The organism is Actinoplanes flavus (assembly GCF_017592555.1).
Taxonomy (GTDB): Bacteria; Actinomycetota; Actinomycetes; order Mycobacteriales; family Micromonosporaceae; genus Actinoplanes; species Actinoplanes flavus.
The window spans coordinates 102098-118603 of the sequence record NZ_JAGFNS010000009.1; the positions used below are offsets into that span (position 1 = coordinate 102098).

Annotated in this window: 15 protein-coding genes and 1 pseudogene; 4 read left to right on the plus strand and 12 right to left on the minus strand. The window is 71.2% G+C overall.

The window, feature by feature from the left end:
* The first annotated feature begins 65 nt into the window (after window positions 1–65).
* On the plus strand, window positions 66–2552 hold the full coding sequence (locus tag J5X75_RS15470) for a DEAD/DEAH box helicase (protein ID WP_208468096.1): 2487 nt from the start codon (window positions 66–68) through the stop codon (window positions 2550–2552).
* On the opposite strand, the gene J5X75_RS15475 is transcribed toward J5X75_RS15470, so the two are convergent.
* On the minus strand, window positions 2524–4305 hold the full coding sequence (locus J5X75_RS15475; protein WP_208468097.1) for a sensor histidine kinase: 1782 nt from the start codon (window positions 4303–4305) through the stop codon (window positions 2524–2526). The genes J5X75_RS15470 and J5X75_RS15475 overlap by 29 nt on opposite strands.
* Window positions 4302–5006 (minus strand): response regulator transcription factor, encoded by a 705-nt coding sequence (locus J5X75_RS15480; protein ID WP_208468098.1) that lies wholly within the window; start codon window positions 5004–5006, stop codon window positions 4302–4304. The genes J5X75_RS15475 and J5X75_RS15480 overlap by 4 nt, the downstream gene beginning before the upstream one ends.
* Window positions 5007–5161: 155 nt before the next feature.
* Between J5X75_RS15480 and asnB the strand changes: the two genes are divergently transcribed.
* The gene (asnB, locus tag J5X75_RS15485) at window positions 5162–7087 is read left to right on the plus strand and encodes an asparagine synthase (glutamine-hydrolyzing) (protein ID WP_208468099.1); all 1926 of its coding nucleotides are present in this window, start codon (window positions 5162–5164) and stop codon (window positions 7085–7087) included.
* A 38-nt stretch (window positions 7088–7125) separates the two neighbouring features.
* Window positions 7126–7341, plus strand: a pseudogene (locus J5X75_RS44320) (hypothetical protein); the annotation flags it as partial.
* Between the two features lie 18 nt (window positions 7342–7359).
* Here the strand turns inward: J5X75_RS44320 and J5X75_RS15490 are convergent.
* On the minus strand, window positions 7360–8379 hold the full coding sequence (locus J5X75_RS15490; protein ID WP_208468100.1) for a sigma-70 family RNA polymerase sigma factor: 1020 nt from the start codon (window positions 8377–8379) through the stop codon (window positions 7360–7362).
* 104 nt (window positions 8380–8483) lie between these two features.
* Here J5X75_RS15490 and J5X75_RS15495 point away from each other — a divergent pair, with 104 nt between their 5' ends.
* Window positions 8484–9275, plus strand: a complete 792-nt coding sequence (locus J5X75_RS15495) for an alpha/beta fold hydrolase (RefSeq protein WP_208468101.1) — start codon at window positions 8484–8486, stop codon at window positions 9273–9275.
* Window positions 9276–9279: 4 nt separating this feature from the next.
* On the opposite strand, the gene J5X75_RS15500 is transcribed toward J5X75_RS15495, so the two are convergent.
* From J5X75_RS15500 to clsA, 9 genes are all read right to left on the minus strand, one after another.
* Entirely contained in the window at window positions 9280–9828 is a 549-nt protein-coding gene (locus tag J5X75_RS15500) for a MerR family transcriptional regulator (RefSeq protein WP_208468102.1), read from the minus strand.
* A gap of 163 nt (window positions 9829–9991) precedes the next feature.
* Window positions 9992–10456 (minus strand): bifunctional nuclease family protein, encoded by a 465-nt coding sequence (locus J5X75_RS15505; RefSeq protein ID WP_183219032.1) that lies wholly within the window; start codon window positions 10454–10456, stop codon window positions 9992–9994.
* Window positions 10457–10555: 99 nt separating this feature from the next.
* A complete protein-coding gene (gene ftsR, locus J5X75_RS15510) occupies window positions 10556–11224 on the minus strand; it encodes a transcriptional regulator FtsR (RefSeq protein WP_238488113.1) in 669 nt (222 codons plus the stop codon).
* 68 nt (window positions 11225–11292) lie between these two features.
* On the minus strand, window positions 11293–11742 hold the full coding sequence (gene odhI / locus J5X75_RS15515) for an oxoglutarate dehydrogenase inhibitor Odhl (protein ID WP_183219034.1): 450 nt from the start codon (window positions 11740–11742) through the stop codon (window positions 11293–11295).
* 177 nt (window positions 11743–11919) lie between these two features.
* A complete protein-coding gene (gcvH, locus tag J5X75_RS15520; RefSeq protein WP_208468104.1) occupies window positions 11920–12300 on the minus strand; it encodes a glycine cleavage system protein GcvH in 381 nt (126 codons plus the stop codon).
* 15 nt (window positions 12301–12315) lie between these two features.
* Window positions 12316–13806 carry a DUF881 domain-containing protein gene (locus J5X75_RS15525; protein ID WP_208468105.1) on the minus strand — a complete coding sequence of 497 codons (1491 nt, stop codon included), beginning with the start codon at window positions 13804–13806 and terminating at the stop codon, window positions 12316–12318.
* Between the two features lie 7 nt (window positions 13807–13813).
* The gene (locus J5X75_RS15530; RefSeq protein WP_183219036.1) at window positions 13814–14146 is read right to left on the minus strand and encodes a small basic family protein; all 333 of its coding nucleotides are present in this window, start codon (window positions 14144–14146) and stop codon (window positions 13814–13816) included.
* A complete protein-coding gene (locus J5X75_RS15535; RefSeq protein ID WP_208468106.1) occupies window positions 14143–15096 on the minus strand; it encodes a DUF881 domain-containing protein in 954 nt (317 codons plus the stop codon). Before J5X75_RS15535 ends, J5X75_RS15530 begins: the two co-directional genes overlap by 4 nt.
* Before the next feature lie 172 nt (window positions 15097–15268).
* Window positions 15269–15871, minus strand: a complete 603-nt coding sequence (clsA, locus tag J5X75_RS15540; RefSeq protein ID WP_208468107.1) for a cardiolipin synthase ClsA — start codon at window positions 15869–15871, stop codon at window positions 15269–15271.
* Window positions 15872–16506 lie beyond the last annotated feature (635 nt).

Below are 16506 nucleotides of genomic sequence, written 5' to 3' on the forward strand. Positions count from 1 at the left end.
CGGATCGCGACCCGCGGAGGGCCCGGTACGCCACGTCCGGGGCGAGCTGACACACTTGACCGATCATGACGCTGACCGATCGCATCCCGGGATCCTCCGAACCTGACGCCGTCTTCGACGCCTTTCAATCGTGGGTGACGGAGCAGGGCCTGACCCTGTACCCGCACCAGGAGGAGGCGCTGATCGAGATCGCGACCGGCGCGAACGTCATCCTGAACACGCCGACCGGCTCGGGCAAGAGCCTGGTGGCGACCGGCGCGCATTTCGCGGCGCTGGCCGGTGACCGGACCACCTTCTACACGGCGCCGATCAAGGCGCTGGTGAGTGAGAAGTTCTTCGCCCTGTGCGCGATCTTCGGCGCGCAGAACGTGGGCATGCTGACCGGTGACGCGAGTGTGAACGCGGACGCCCCGATCATCGCGTGCACCGCGGAGATCCTGGCGAACCTGGCGTTGCGCGAGGGCGCGGACGCCGACGTCGGCCAGGTGGTGATGGACGAGTTCCACTTCTACGCCGAGCCGGACCGGGGCTGGGCGTGGCAGGTGCCGCTGCTGGAGCTGCCGCAGGCGCAGTTCGTCCTGATGTCGGCGACGCTCGGCGACACCGCGCGGTTCGTGGAGGACCTGACCCGGCGTACCGGGCGCCAGACCGCGGTGGTGGCGAACGCGGAGCGGCCGGTTCCGCTGATCTTCGAGTACGCGATGACGCCCCTGCACGAGACGATCGAGGAGCTGCTGGCGACCAAGCAGTCGCCGGTCTACATCGTGCACTTCACCCAGGCGGCGGCGCTGGAGCGGGCGCAGTCGCTGATGAGCATCAACATGTGCACGCGGGCGGAGAAGGACGCGATCGCCGCGGCGATCGGCAACTTCCGGTTCACGGCCGGTTTCGGGCGTACGCTGTCGCGGCTGGTCCGGCACGGGATCGGCGTGCACCACGCCGGGATGCTGCCGAAGTACCGCCGCCTGGTGGAGACGCTGGCCCAGGCCGGCCTGCTGAAGGTCATCTGCGGCACCGACACGCTGGGTGTCGGCATCAACGTCCCGATCCGTACGGTGCTGTTCACCGGCCTGTCGAAGTACGACGGGGTGAAGACCCGCCTGCTGAAGGCGCGCGAGTTCCACCAGATCGCGGGCCGGGCGGGCCGGGCCGGGTTCGACACCATCGGCACGGTGATCGTGCAGGCGCCGGAGCACGTGATCGACAACGAGCGCGCGCTGGCGAAGGCCGGTGACGACCCGAAGAAGCGGCGCAAGGTGGTGCGCAAGAAGCCGCCGGAGGGGCAGATCGGCTGGGGCCGGCCCACCTTCGACCGGCTGGTGGAGGCCGAGCCGGAGCCGCTGACGTCGTCGTTCCAGGTGAGCCACGCGATGCTGCTGAACGTGATGAACCGCGGCGGTGACCCCTACCCCGCGTTGAAGCACCTTCTGACGGAGAACCACGAGGAGCGGCCGTCGCAGCGCAAGCTGATCCGCCGGACGATCGCGATCACGCGGGCCCTGATCGCCGGGGGCGTCATCGAACGTACCGATGAGGGGTCGTACCGCCTCGTCGACGACCTCCAGCTGGACTTCGCGCTGAACCAGGCGCTGTCGCCGTTCGCGCTGGCCTGCCTGGAGCTGCTGGACCGGGAGGCCCCGGAGTACCCGCTGGACGTGGTGTCGGTGATCGAGTCGACGCTGGAGGATCCGCGGCAGGTGGTGTCGGCGCAGCGGCAGAAGGCGCGCGGCGAGGCGGTCAACGCCATGAAGGCCGAGGGCATCGAGTACGAGCAGCGGATGGAGCTGCTCGAGGAGGTGTCCTGGCCGATGCCGCTCAAGGAGCTCCTCGAGGCGGCGTACGAGACGTACCGGCGCGGGCATCCGTGGGTGGCCGACTACGAGCTGCGGCCCAAGTCGGTGGTCCGCGACATGTACGAGCGGGCCATGACGTTCACCGAGTACATCTCGTTCTACGGCCTGTCCCGGTCGGAGGGCCTGGTGCTGCGGTACCTGGCGGACGCGTACCGGGCGCTGCGCCAGACGGTGCCGGAGGACGCCCGCACCGAGGAGCTGACCGACCTGATCGAGTGGCTGGGCGAGCTGGTCCGGCAGGTCGACTCGAGTCTGCTGGACGAGTGGGCGCGACTGCAGAACCCGGGCGCCGAGCCCGAGGAGGTGCGGATCGACGACAAGCCGCCGGCGGTGACCCGCAACGCCCGTGCCTTCCGGGTGCTGGTGCGCAACGCCCTGTTCCGGCGGGTGGAGCTGGCCGCGCTGCGCCGCTGGGACCTGCTCGGCGAGATGGACGCGGAGTCCGGCTGGACGTCGGAGCGCTGGCAGCAGGCGATCCAGGACTACTTCGAGGAGTACGACGAGCTGGGCTCCGGCCCGGCCGCACGCGGGCCGGCGTTCCTGCACATCGAGCCGGGCCCGGCGGTGTGGACGGTGCGGCAGGTGTTCGAGGACCCGGCGGGCGACCACGACTGGGGCATCGAGGCGACCGTCGACCTGGCCGCCTCGGACGAGGCCGGCACCGCGGCGATCACGGTGACGGCGGTGGGTCCACACTGATCCCGGTGACCGCCGGCAGCCGTACGGTGAAGGTGGTCCCCAGCCCGGGTTCGCTGCTCGCGGTGACTTCGCCGCCCTGGTCGGCGACGATCCGGCGGACGATGGTCAGGCCCAGCCCGGAGCCGCCGGTGGCGCGCTGCCGGGCCGGGTCGGCGCGCCAGAACCGGTCGAAGACGCGGGACACCTCGTCGGCGTTCATGCCGACGCCGGTGTCGCGGACGGTCAGGACCGCTTCGGGGCCGTCGCGGGTGACCCGTAGCTCGACCCGGCCGCCGGCGTCGGTGTAGCGGATGGCGTTGGTGAGCAGGTTGCTGAGCACCTGGCGGGTGCGGTCCGGGTCGACGTACACCTCGAGCGGGCCGGGGACGTCGGCGACCAGTTCGACGCCGGCGTTCTGGGCCACCGCCCGGTGCGCGGTGGCGGCCGCCTCGACGAGTTCGGGTAGGTCCACCGGGACCGGGTCGTAGGTGAGGGCGCCCGCCTCGGCCAGCGCCAGCATCTGCAGGTCGTCGAGGATGCGCCGCTGGAGCAGGGTCTCCTCGTGCAGGGAGGCGAACAGCTCCGGGGAGGGTTCGACCACCCCGTCGGCGAGGCCTTCCAGGTAGCCGCGCAGGTTCGACAGCGGCGTGCGCAGTTCGTGGGCGACGTCGGCGACCAGCCGCCGCTGGCGTTCCTCGCTGCGCTGCAGCGCCTCGGCCATGGCGTTGAACGCGCCGGAGAGCCGGGCCAGTTCGTCCTGGCCGTGGGCGGGCACCCGCACGTCGAGGCGGCCGGCGGCCAGTTGCAGGGAGGCGCCGGTGAGCAGCCGGACCGGCCGGCTGACGCGGCGGGCGATCCAGGCGGTGCCGGCGGCGGCGGCCAGCAGCAGGGCGAAGGCCCCGAACACACCGGGCCGCTGCAATCCGTCCAGCTCGGTGCCCTGCCGCACGCCGAAGAAGACCCGCACCGGTACGGCGGACGCGCTCGCGGCCGCTCCGGCGAAGTTCTCGGTGAGGCACTGGTCGTAGGCGGGCCCGCCCAGCCGGCAGCCGGACAGCAGCGACCACGCGTCGCCGAGCCACTCCCGGTCGTCGCGGACCCGGGCGTTCCCGGTGGCCGCGCACGTCGCGGCGGTGGCGAGCCGCTGCCCGCCGAGGTAGGGCGGCTGGACGCTGTCGAGGACGCCGATCGTGCCGGAGCCGCGGGCCAGGCAGGCGGCGGTCTCCAGCGCGGCCCGGTACTTCGCCAGCTGGAACAGCGCCCGGACCTCGGGGGCGCTGCCGGCGGGTTCCGGGCCGAGCAGGTCGGCCGGCAGTTGCGGCAGCGGAGTCCTCCGGTAGGCCTGCGGCCCGAGCGCGGCCAGCTCCCTCTTGCTGAGCGTCACCGAGCCGAGCCGGTCGGCGGCCCGCACGATGTCGCCGGTCAGCACCGGCACCGGCTCGACGTTGGCGGGCAGCCGCTGCACCGGCCCGGACGTGCGGCCCTCGATGGTGTCGGAGTCGACGAGCACTTCGCCGTCGCGGGTCTCCACCCGGATGTGCAGGCCGGTGCCGGCGGCGAGGCGCCCGACGACCTGGTCGATGCCGGTCCACTGCCCGTGCAGGACGCCGTAGGTGCGGATCTCGTCGACGATCTCGGCCTGGTGCCGGTCGCGGGCCTCCTCGGCGTTCGTCACGGCACGGGAGGTGAGGCTCAGGGTGAGCCAGGCGGTCGCCCCGATCGCGGTGCCGGCCACCACCAGCACCAGCAGGAAGATCCGCAGGCGGAAACTCACTGTTCGGCCATCCGGTAGCCGCGGCCGTAGACGGTCTGCACGTACCGGGGCTCGGCCGGGTTGACCTCGATCTTGCGGCGCAGGTTGACCACGTGCGCGTCGACGGTGCGCTCGGAGACCTCGTTCTCGAAGCCGAACGTCTTGTCCAGGATCTGCCCGCGGGTGAAGACCCGGCCGGGCTCGCGGGCCAGCAGTTCGAGGATGCCGAACTCCTTGGCGGTCAGCCGGACCGGGGCGCCGGCGACCCGGACCTCGAAGCGGGGGGTGTCCACCTCCAGTTCGCCGACGCGCAGCACCTCCGCGGTGTCGGAGCCACGGGTGCGGCGCAGCAGCGCCCGGATGCGGGCGGTCAGCTCCCGCGGGCTGACCGGCTTGCTCAGGTAGTCGTCGGCGCCGATGTCCAGGCCGAGCAGCATGTCGTTCTCCCCGGAGCGGGCCGTGACCAGCAGGATCGCCACGTCGGCGAGGCCGGCGTCCGGGTCGGCGCGCAGGATCCGGCACACGTCGAGGCCGTCCACCTCGGGCATCATCCAGTCCAGCACCAGCAGGTCGGGGCGGCGGGCCCGGGTCTGCTCCAGCGCCGCCCGGCCATCACCGACGGTGAGCACCTGATGGCCCTCCCGCTCCAGATAGAGGCGGATCAGCTGGGCGTGTTTCGGGTCGTCGTCGGCCACCAGGATGCGCGCTGTCACGGTTCGCATTGTGATGCAGCGGGTCCAGGCGGCCAAGAAATGCGAGAAACCGATGAAGATCGGATCCCGGATTCGTGCCGTGCGGGTTCTCGGCAGCTTCCGCACAGGTTCTTCACAGGTGGCGGCCTACCGTCGGCTCCTCGCTTCTTCAAGGAGGTTCCTCGATGTGTGGCCTGAGCGCTTTCGTCAGCAGCCGGCCGGGCGCCGGGCCGCTGGACGACACGTTCCTGACGGCGTTCTCCGCCGCGCTCGCGACGATGCACCACCGCGGTCCGGACGACACGCAGGTCGTGCACGGTGAGGGGTACGTGTTCGGCTTCAACCGGCTCGCGATCATCGACCGGGAGCACTCGGTGCAGCCGCTGCGCTACGCCGACCGGTGGACCGTGGTGTTCAACGGGGAGATCTACAACTACCAGGAGCTGCGGGCCGAGCTGATCCGGGCGCACGGCGCGGTGTTCGCCACCGAGGGCGACAGCGAGGTGCTGGCGGCGGCGTTCCACTACTGGGGTGAGGCGGCGCTGCCCCGCCTGCGGGGGATGTTCGCGTTCGTGGCGTACGACCACCGCACCGGCACCCTGCACGCGGCCCGCGACGCGTTCGGCATCAAGCCGCTGTACCTGCTGGAGACCGCCGACGGGCTGCACCTGGCCAGCGAGCGCAAGGCCCTGGACCCGTTCGCGCCGCCGGCCGGCGCGGCCCTGGACACCGAGTCGCTGGCCCACTACCTGACCTTCCAGTACGTGCCGGATCCGCTGAGCCTGCACCGGCACATCCGCCGGCTGCCGCCGGGTCACCGGATCGTCTGGACGCCGGGCGGCGGGATCCGGATGCACCGCTGGTTCAAGCCGTCGCTGCGGCCGCTGCGGGTGCAGCCGGAGGCCGCGTACCAGGCGATCCAGGACGCGCTGACGGCCAGCGTCCGCAAGCATCTGCACGCCGACGTGCCGGTCGGCACGTTCCTGTCCAGCGGCGTCGACTCGTCGGCGATCGCGGCGCTGGCGTCGCGGGAGAAGCCGGATCTGCACGCGTTCACCGCCGGGTTCGCTGCCCAGGGCTACTCGGAGATCGAGATCGCCCAGGACACCGCCGACCAGCTCGGCATCCGGCTCACCCCGACCGTGGTGACCGACGAGGACGTGCTGGCCCATCTGCCGCGGATCGTGCAGCTGCTCGACGATCCCGTCGCCGACCCGTCGCTGATCCCGCTCTACTTCCTGGCCCGCACCGCGTCACGGTTCGTGACCGTGGTGCTGTCCGGGGAGGGCTCCGACGAGCTGTTCGGCGGCTACACCATCTACCGGGAGCCGCTGTCGCTGGCCGGGGTGGACAAGCTGCCGCCCGGGGTCAAGCGGGGGCTGCGGCACCTGGCCGAGGTGCTGCCCGAGGGGGTGAAGGGCCGGTCCTTCCTGGAGCGCGGCACCACCCCGATCGAGCAGCGCTACTACGGCAACGCGCGGATCTTCACCCCGGAGGAGAAGGCGCAGCTGATGCGGTTCACCGCGCAGCCGCACACGGCGATCACCGCCCAGCTGTACGCGGAGACCGCCGACGTCGACGACGTGGCCTCGATGCAGTACGTCGATCTGCACACCTGGCTGCCCGGCGACATCCTGGCCAAGGCCGACCGGATGTCGATGGCGCACAGCCTGGAGCTGCGGGTGCCGTTCCTGGACCAGCAGGTGTACGCGGCCGCGGCCGGCCTGCCCACCGAGCTGAAACTGCCGCACGGGACGGCCACCACCAAGCACGCGCTGCGCGAGGCGATGAAGGGCATCGTGCCCGAGTCCGTGCGGGAGGCCCGCAAGCTGGGCTTCCCCACCCCGACCCGGCTGTGGCTGCGCGGCCCGATCGGCGACTGGGTGGACCACCTGCTGGCCACCTCCGGCGCCTCCGAGTACCTGGACCTGGAGTACGCCCGTGGCCTGCTGGCCGAGCACCGGGCGGGCGGCGCCGACCGGTCCCGCAAGGTGTGGACGGTGGCCATGTTCTGCCTGTGGCACGCCATCGCCGTGGAGGGCACGATCAGCGTGGACGTCCCGGCGGCGCCGACCGCGGTGCTGCCGCGCCGCCCGCTGGCCTTCCACTGAACCGATGAGTTCCGGGGCCGCGGCCGGTCCTAACCGGTATGGCGGACTCCGTGATCCGGTTCCCGGTGCGAACAAGGCTGGCGCGTACGGAGATACCCCCACTCTGTGCGGCGCTGTCCGACTCGTTACGGGGCCGGCCCCGTGACCTCGTGATCTGCGAGGTCACCGGGCCCGGTGAACCGGACGTGGTGCTGGTGGAGGCGCTGGCCCGGCTGCGGCTGACCGCGCGGCGGCACGGCCGGCGGCTGCGGGTGGACGGCGCCGGGCCGCCGTTACGGTCGCTCTTCGTCCTGCTGGGCCTCGACGACCTGCTCGTCCAGATGTGCGGGGAGCCCGAACAGCGGGAACAGCCGGTCCGTGTCGAGGAAGTTGTTGACCCCGGTGATCCGGCCGTCTGAGATCTCCAGGACGATCAGCGCCCACGGGTCGTGGCCGGCGCCGCTCTCGCTCGGCCGGTACTGGCCGAACGCGGGCAGGCCGCTGGCCACCACCGGAACCAGGCGCGACCCGCGGCAGCCGCAGCCGGTGCCGCTCATCCACGCGGTGATGTCCCCGGGGCCGCGCAGCCACAGCGCCAGCGGCGGCATCGACAGGGTCGCGTCCTCGTGCAGCAGCGCGGTGAGAGCGCTCAGGTCGTACGCCTCGAAGGCCTGCACATAGCGCGCGAGAAGCGCACGCTGGGCCTCGTCGAGAGGCTGAAAGGTGTCGCCCGCCGAAGGCGTGGCGGTGGAGATCGTGGCCCGGGCCCGCTGGAGCGCGCTGTTGACGCCGGCGACCGTCATCTCCAGCAGGTCGGCGACCTCCTGCGCCGACCAGGCCAGCACCTCCCGCAGAATGAGCACGGCCCGCTGCCGGGGCGGCAGGTGCTGCAACGCGGCGACGAACGCCAGCCGGATCGACTCGCGTTCGGCGATCAGCCGGGCCGGGTCGGAACCCTCCGGCAGGATCCGCTCGTCGGGGACCGGGCCCACCCAGATCTTCTCCGGATGGATGTCACCCGGATGGGTGGCATGGCCGGATCCGGCCGGCCCGAGATCCATCGGCCGGACCCGCCGCTGGGCGCTGTCGACCATGGTGAGGCACACGTTGGTAGCGATCCGGTACACCCAGGACCGCAGCGACGATCGGCCCTCGAAGGTGTCCTGGGCGCGCCACGCCCGGATCATCGTCTCCTGCACGGCGTCCTCGGCCTCGAAGGCCGAACCCAGCATCCGGTAGCAGTAGCCGACGAGCTCGGGCCGGAATCGCTCCAGCTGCTTCTCGATCGGGACATCGGTGACGACTTCACTCACGGCCCGAACCTATCGCGGATATCTTCGCCCGGCAGCGATGAGTTTCCCGGGCGGGCCCGGTCTACCCGATGTCACCGATTCACGGAAAGAGACGAGGAGCCGTCATGAGCTACGCGGACGTCAACGGGATCAACCTCTACTACGAGATCCAGGGCGAGGGGCGCCCGCTGGTCCTGCTGCACGGCGGACTCGGATCGGGCGAGATGTTCGCGCCGGTCCTGCCCGCGTTCACCGCGAACCGGCGGGTCGTCCTGCCGGACCTGCAAGGGCACGGGCGGACCGCCGACGTGGACCGGCCGCTCGACATCCGCACCATGGCCGACGACATCGCCGCCCTCATCGACCACCTGGGTCTGGAGAAGCCGGACGTGGTCGGCTACTCCCTCGGCGGCGGCGTCGGCCTGCACCTGGCCCTCGCCCACCCGCAGAAGGTCGGCAGACTGGTCTCCGCCTCGGCCGGGATCCGCCGCAACGCCACCCACGCGGACATCCTCGCCCAGCAGGGCCAGGTCACCGGGGCGGCCGCCGAGTTCATGAAGGAGACCCCGATGTACGAGCTGTACCAGCGGGTCGCGCCGCGCCCGGAGGACTTCCCCCGCCTGCTCGACAAGATCGGCGCCGCGATGGCCGTCGACTTCGACCTCACCGACGAGGTCCGTGGACTGTCCGTGCCCACCCTGATCGTCGGCTCGGACGCCGACATCGTGCCGGTCGCCCACTTCGTCGAGATCTTCAACCTGCTCGACGGCGGCCTGCGCGACGGCGGCTGGATGGGCGAGGGCCGCCCCAAGGGTGGGCACGCCCTGGCCATCCTGCCCGGCACCACCCACTACAGCCTGTTCATGTCCCCGCTGTTCCCGGCGGCCGCGATGGCTTTCCTCGACCAGGAGGGCTGACGCCTCATCCGGCCCGGCGGCGCGCCCGCCGGGCCGCCAGCTCGTCACCCTCGGACGGCTGGAACGGCCCCGCGATCGCCTGCGGCTGCGCGGCCGGCTCGGCCGGCAGGTGCGACAGCGAACCTTGGATCTCCTTGAACGCGCCGCCGATCGCTATCCCGAACACGCCTTGGCCGCCCTGCAACAGGTCCACGACCTCCTCCGGGGACCGGCATTCGTACACCGTCGTCCCGTCCGAGATCAGCGTGATCTCGGCGAGGTCGGCCACCCCGCGCGAGCGCAGCGCCTCGATCGCCCGGCGGATGTTCTGCAACGAGACGCCGGCGTCCAGCAGGCGCTTGACGACCTTCAGCACCACCAGGTCACGGAACGAGTAGAGGCGCTGGGTGCCGGAGCCGGAGGCGTCCCGCACACTCGGCACGACAAGTGTGGTCCTGGCCCAGTAGTCGAGCTGGCGATAACTGATCCCGACGGCCTGACAGGCGGTGACCCCGCGGTAGCCGACCTCTCCGTCCTCGCCGACTAGTGGGCCCTCAAGAGGTTGCTCGTGCACCCGATGCCTCCCCGCTGCCCATGATCAAAATCTAGGCGGTATGCCGGTTCACCTGGACTTCACGAGCGTATATCTCAATCAACGCCGAAACATGGAGGCAACCGCTCGACACGCCGCGTACGGACTACGGCGAGTGTCGATACTCAGCCGGCTTCGGCAGGGCTCAGCCCGCGAAATCCTCGGGACGGACCTGGTCGAGGAACTCGCGGAACTTCTCCACCTCGTCCTCCTGCTCGTCCGGGATCACGATACCGGCCTCGGTCAGCACCTGCTCGGCACAACGGATCGGCGCGCCGACCCGCAACGCCAGCGCGATCGAGTCACTGGGCCGCGCCGACACCCGCAGATCGTCACCGATCAGCAGGTCGGCGTAGAAGACGTTGTCCTTCAGCTCGGTGATCTCCACCGCCTTCAGCGGGGCCTTCACCGCCGCCAGGATGTCGCGCAGCAGGTCGTGTGTCAGCGGCCGGGCCGGTTTCACACCCTGCTGCTCGTACGCGATCGCGGTGGCCTCCACCGCCCCGATCCAGATCGGCAGATAACGGTCGCCGTCGACCTCCCGCAGCAACACGATCGGCTGGTTGCTGGGCAGCTCCACCCGGACCCCGACCACGCTCAGCTCGCGCACCGCCGCCTCCGTGTCGTCATCGTCTCGGCTGCACCGCAGCCGCCCCTAACCTGCACGGTACACGCACACCGCGGGTGTCCGATCCGCGCGGCATCGGGTTCAGCGTCCCAACTCACCCCGAAGGCCCGAGCGGACCAGAGCGGCGTGCAGCCGCTGCGAAAGAGCCTGCAGCTCACGCGCGGTCTCCACGGCACGAGCGCGGGCGGCCGGATCCTGCTGCCGGGCCAGCGGCGCCAGCAACTGTGTGAACAGGCCCACCTCACGGTCCGCGGCGTTCCGGAACGCCCGCAGGTGACGCACCTCCAGGCCGTACCGGGTGAGACCCACGACGGCCTCCACGATGATCACCTGGTCGGCGTCGTACCAGCCCGGCGGACGGGCCGACACCAGCCCGATCTGCTCCAGCTCGGCCAGCAGCGCCTCGTCCACCCCGGTGCGTTCCAGCAGGTCCGCCTTCGGGATGCGGGTGTCCGCCGGATCCGTGGCCCGCTGCGTCCCCACCGCCACCAGCGTGGGCCGCTGCGGAACCACCGGCTCCTTCTCCATCCGGTCCAGCTGCTCGCGGATCACCCGCAAGGGGAGGTACTGATCCCGCTGAGCGGTCAGCACGAAACGCAGCCGGGCCACATCGTTCCACGAATACTTGCGGTACCCGGAGGCGGTGCGTTGCGGGTCGACCAGACCCTCCGCCTCCAGGAACCGCAACTTCGAGATCGTGGTGTCGGGGAACTCGGTGCGCAGATGGGCCAGCACCTCCCCGATGCTCATCAGCGCACCCTCCCGCCCGTCCTGAGGGCGCGAAGCCCCCGGATCACGCGCGGCCGCCCCCGACGACGTCACGCCCGGCCCTCGCCCTCCGGCCGCGGACCGGCGATGAACACCAGACGGAACTTGCCGATCTGGACCTCGTCGCCATTGCTGAGCGTCGCGGCTTCGACCCTTTCCCGGTTCACGTACGTACCGTTGAGCGAGCCGACGTCGCGGACGGTGAACGTGCCGCCGTCCCGGTGGAACTCGGCGTGGCGGCGCGACACCGTCACGTCGTCGAGGAAGATGTCACTGTCCGGGTGCCGGCCGCTGGTCGTCACGTCGTGGTCGAGGAGGAAGCGGGCGCCTGCGTTGGGGCCACGGCGGACCACCAGCAGAGCCATCCCCGGCGGGAGCGAGCCGGACATGCGGCTCGGCACCACGTCGGTCTCCGGTCCCTCCAGCACCTCGTCAAGGGCGCCAAGGTTCAGCGTGGACGTGACGTCGAGCGGGGGGAACTCGTCGTCTGGGCGCGTCATCGGACCACCTCACGGATCAGTTGGTCGTCGCCTCCCGGCGGGACACGCGGCGTTGCGGCCCCCGCCGAGCCATTCGGCCCGACGCACGACTATCGGTTTCAAAGGAATAACAGTTCTTCGTGTGCTTCGCGAGCCTAGTCAGCGCCAATATCGCTGAGCAACCGGACGCGCGGAGCCTCAGCTCTCGGTCAGCGCCCGGTACGCCGCGGCGTCCAGCAGCGCCGCGACCGACGCCGGATCGTCCGGCGCGATCTCCACCAGCCAGCCCGCCGCGTACGGCTCGCCGTTGATGATCTCCGGCTCGTCGGCCAGCGTCGCGTTCCGCGCGACCACCGTGCCCGCTATCGGCGCGTAGATCTCCGAGACGCTCTTGGTCGACTCGATCTCGCCGAGCGAGTCGCCCGCCTGCACCACCGTGCCCTCGTCGGGCAGCTGCACGTAGACGATGTCGCCCAGGGCGTCCTGCGCGAAATGGGTGATACCCACTCGCACGGGCCCGCTGCCGTCACCGGCGACCCACTCGTGCTCCGCGGTATACCGCAGATCCTCAGGAATCAACGCTTCCTCCGTAAATCACGAAACCGGACGCGCGTATCGCAAAGCTGCCGCCTTACGCACCGCGGTCACGTCGACCAGGGAACGCGAGTCCATGGTCACGCTACCGCCGTCGTTCTGCACCGACGCCACCACCCCGCCCGGGATCTGCAGCGCCGTGCTCATCGTGCTCGGCGGACCGATCACCCGCAGACGGAACGGACCCGTCAACTGCTCACCGTCGGCGATGATCCCGCCATCGGACGCGTCCACGAAGAAACTCGACGCCACCACCCGCACGGAGACGCCGTTCGCCCCGTCGAGCTGCATCACCTCACCGCCGGCGCCCCGCAGCTCCTGCACCGTGTTCAGCACATCCGACGCCCGCACGTTGCTCAGCGTGATGTCCAGCCCCGGCCCGCTGCCCGCCACCGTCCCGGCCAGCAGCGCCAGCTGCTGACTGCGCTTCTCCGCCTCGAGCTGCGCCGCCTCACGGCCCGCCACACCCGAGCTGAGCTGCTGCTTGCTGGTCTCCAGCTCCTGGATCTCGGTCAACAGGCGGCTGTCCTGCGCCTCCAGGTCGCTCAGGATCCGGACCAGGTCCTCCTGCCGCATCCCGGCCAGCCCGTCGTCGGCGTCGTTGCTGCGCAACTGCACCACCAGCGTGAACCCGAACAGCGCCAACAGCACCCAGATCAGCGCCCCGGCCGGCGCCGGCCAGCGCCTCCCCGGGCGACCAAGATCACTTTCTCCGGGCTCCGCCCCATCGGGTGACGTGGCGGATATCTCCGCCTCACCGTCCTCCCGGTCACCCGACCGGGGCACCCCCGCGGCCTGCGCGTCACCCTCGCTCACCGGGGCGGCCTCCGCCGCGTCGCCCACCTCACCACCATGCGGGGGTACGTCGGGAGCGCTCCGCCGAGCCAGAGAGACCGTCGGCTCCTCATCACCGCCGATCGGCCCGGTGAACGCGTCCACCGGCGCCGTCGTGAACTCGTCCCCCCACGCGGTCGTCGCCGTGGTCGTCGTGGGCTCGTCGCCCGGCGCGGTCAGCGCTGTCGTGGGCTCGTCGCCCGGCGCGGCCAGCGTTCTTGTGGGCTCCACCGGCGCGGCCAGCGGTCTCGTGGGCTCGTCGCCCGGCGTGGTTCGCGCTGTCGTGGGCTCGTCGCCCGGCGCGGCCAGCGTTCTTGCGGGCTCCACCGGCGCGGCCAGCGGTCTCGTGGGCTCGTCGCCCGGCGTGGTTCGCGCCGTCGTGAACGCGTCCACCGGCGCGGTCGACGCCGTTGTGGGCTCGTCGCCCGGCGCGGTCAGCGCCGTCGTGGGCTCGTCCACCGGCGCGGTCGGCGCCGCCGTGGTCGTCGTCAGCTCGTCGCCCGGCGCGGTCAGCGCTCTCGTGGGCTCGTCGCCCGGCGCGGTCGGCGCGTCGTCGCCCGCCGGGGACGGCCGGGTGGCCGGATCGTCCTCCGTGACGGGCACGGTGGAAGCGGCCGCGGTCTGCGCCCGCGACCGGGTCTCATCAGGCTCGATCATCTAATTCCTATGCCCGGAACAGGTGACGTCGGATCGCCGCGACATTACCGAAGATCCGCACGCCGAGCACGACCACGACACCCGTCGACAGCTGACCGCCCACACCGAGCTGGTCACCGACGTACACGATCAGGGCGGACACCAGCACGTTGGAGATGAACGAGACCACGAACTGCTTGTCGTCGAAGATCCCGTCGAGCTTGGCCCGCACCCCGCCGAACACCGCGTCCAGCGCCGCCACCACCGCGATCGGCAGGTACGGCACCAGTTCCAGCGGCACCGACGGCTCGTACAGGATGCCCAGGAGAACACCGGCGAGCAGAGCGAGTACGGCGATCATCGGCCGCCTTCCGTGGAGGAACCCGGCGCCGGCGACCCCGGCCCGGACGACGAAGCGGAGCCCGACGGCGCGGGCGCGATGCTGGGCACGGCCGAACGGAGCTGGAACTCGGTCGCCGCCTCCAAGGTCACGTCCTTCACCTCGGCGGCCTTGAACGAGATCCCGTACCGCCCGGACAGCGTCTCGAAGAACTGCCCGGCATAGCCCGCGCGGAAGTCGTCGGCGAGCTCGTCCGGCCCGATCGCGACCACCTCGTACGGTGACGCCACCGGCCGGATGTCGACCAGGATCGCCTCGCCCGCCTGCCGGATCCGGGACGTCGCGGTCAGCCGCTGCCCGTTGATCATGATGGCCTCGGCGCCGGCCTCCCACAGCGCGTTCGCCGCCAGCTGCAGATCGGTGTCCTTCACCTGGCCCTCGGTACGCCGTTCCCCGGTCACCGCGTCCACCGACGTCGGCCCGTCCACCAGCGTGATCTTCGCCCCCGAGCCGCGCACCCGCGACATCCCGGTGACCGCCTCCAGATCGCGCAGCTCGGCCAGCGCCGCACCGCCCAGAGCCCGGTCCCGCAGCGCGGCGACCTCGTCCGCGAGCCGGTCGGCCTGCTCCCGCAGCCGATCGGTCTCCTCCCGGCGCTTCTGCACCTGGGCGATCAGCGAGTCCCGCGCCACGGTCCGGGCCGGCTCCTCGGCGACCGTCTGCCGGTAGGCCACCACCAGCAGAAACCCGATCACCACGAGGGTCAGCGCCGACGACCCACCGGCCAGCGAGCGCCGCCAGCCACGCCGCCCACCCTCGGCGGCCCGCCGCGCGGCGGCGTCCTGATACCCCGGATCGAGCGGATTCTGGAACAGCGCCGTGAGAAAGTCCGGTCCGTAGGTCCGCTTCCCCGCCGACGCACCGTCCGGATCCGGGCCACCCGCCGGAAGATACGAGGGCGGGAGGCTCACGACACGCCCTCGACGCCGCACCTCACGACGCGTCCTCCCCGTCGGCGCGCAGCAGGCGCACAGCCAGCACGGCCGCGCTCGAACTCGGCGCCGCACCTCACGACGCGTCGTCCACGTCGGCGCGCAGCAGGCGCACAACCAGCACGGCCGCGCTCGAGCTCGGCGCCGCACCTCACGACTCGTCCTCCGCGTCGGCGCGCAGCAGGCGCACGGCCTGGATCAGGTAGAGCACGGCCGCGCACCAGTAGAGTCCCAGCGCCCACCAGGCCAGCCCCCAGCCCACCGGGGTCGCCCACCAGGCCAGCCCCGGCGACGCCTTGCCCAGCAGAATGATGGGGAACGCCGCGAGCAGTAGGAACGTCCCGGTCTTGCCCACGTAGTGCACCGGCGGCGGACCGAAACCGTGCCGCCGCAGGATGAGCAGCGCCACCCCGAGCACGGCCTCACGCATCAGAAGCGCGATGGTGAACCACAGCGGCACCACCTCACGCACGGTGAACCCGATCAGGGTGGCCAGGATGTACAGCCGGTCCGCGAACGGGTCCAGCAGCTCCCCGAGCCGGCTCACCGAGTTCATCCGGCGGGCGACGTATCCGTCCACCCAGTCGGTGGATCCGCCCACGGCGAGCACGACCACCGCCGCCAGGTCCTGCTCGGCCACGAGCAGCAGATAGAGGAAGAGCGGCACCCCGAGCAGCCGGATGAAGCTGATCACATTGGGCAGGGTCCAGATGCGGTTGGAGGTCTCGATGGACGGCGCAGGCTGCTGCGACATCGCGACTTCCTCTCCCCCTCGGCCGAGGCCCCCGCCCTGGCTCGCGCACAAGCCCCGAACGCACGAACGGGCCGCTCGCCGAGCAACTATAACCAGCCGCGTTCCCCAACCCGACACGCAGTCACGCTGGCCACACCCGCTAACCCATCCTAGGAGGCTAGCTCATTGCCTTCCACCATCTCGGCCGGACACCCCGCCCATCCCCTACGCAATCTCAGAAGAGCCATCCACCCTCAATTCGCACAGCCTGACTCGCCGTGTTTCCGCCATGCCGCGTGCTTTGCTGCTCGGCACCCCTCCCTCCTCGATCTTGGACGTTTCACCACCCGCGGCGGTGTGCACCCGTCCAAGATCGCACCGACAGGCGGTGGCGCCCATCGGAATTGCAGAGGGGTGGCGGGTGCCCTGCGACGTTGCGGAGCAATGGGTGCCCATCCGAGATTGCGGAGGGGCGGTAAATGCCTGCCCAAGGCGCTTTGCTGCTCGGCACCCCTCCCTCCTCGATCTTGGACGTTTCACCACCCGCGGCGGCGTACACCCGTCCAAGATCGCGCCGACAGGCGGTGGCGCCCGCCCGAATTGCAGAGGGGTGGCGGGTGCCCTGCGAAGTTGCGAAGTGATGAGTGCCCGTCCGA

Bases quoted from the DNA above. Each gene is read 5' to 3' on its own strand.
- ftsR (WP_238488113.1), bottom strand. From the start codon at position 11,224: ATGAGCATCGGGGAGGTGCTGGCCCATCTGCGCACCGAGTTCCCCGAC.
- J5X75_RS15525 (WP_208468105.1), bottom strand. From the start codon at position 13,806: ATGATCGAGCCTGATGAGACCCGGTCGCGGGCGCAGACCGCGGCCGCT.
- J5X75_RS15480 (WP_208468098.1), bottom strand. From the start codon at position 5,006: ATGCGAACCGTGACAGCGCGCATCCTGGTGGCCGACGACGACCCGAAA.
- J5X75_RS15495 (WP_208468101.1), top strand. From the start codon at position 8,484: ATGAGCTACGCGGACGTCAACGGGATCAACCTCTACTACGAGATCCAG.
- clsA (WP_208468107.1), bottom strand. From the start codon at position 15,871: ATGTCGCAGCAGCCTGCGCCGTCCATCGAGACCTCCAACCGCATCTGG.
- odhI (WP_183219034.1), bottom strand. From the start codon at position 11,742: ATGACGCGCCCAGACGACGAGTTCCCCCCGCTCGACGTCACGTCCACG.
- J5X75_RS15470 (WP_208468096.1), top strand. From the start codon at position 66: ATGACGCTGACCGATCGCATCCCGGGATCCTCCGAACCTGACGCCGTC.
- asnB (WP_208468099.1), top strand. From the start codon at position 5,162: ATGTGTGGCCTGAGCGCTTTCGTCAGCAGCCGGCCGGGCGCCGGGCCG.
- J5X75_RS15530 (WP_183219036.1), bottom strand. From the start codon at position 14,146: ATGATCGCCGTACTCGCTCTGCTCGCCGGTGTTCTCCTGGGCATCCTG.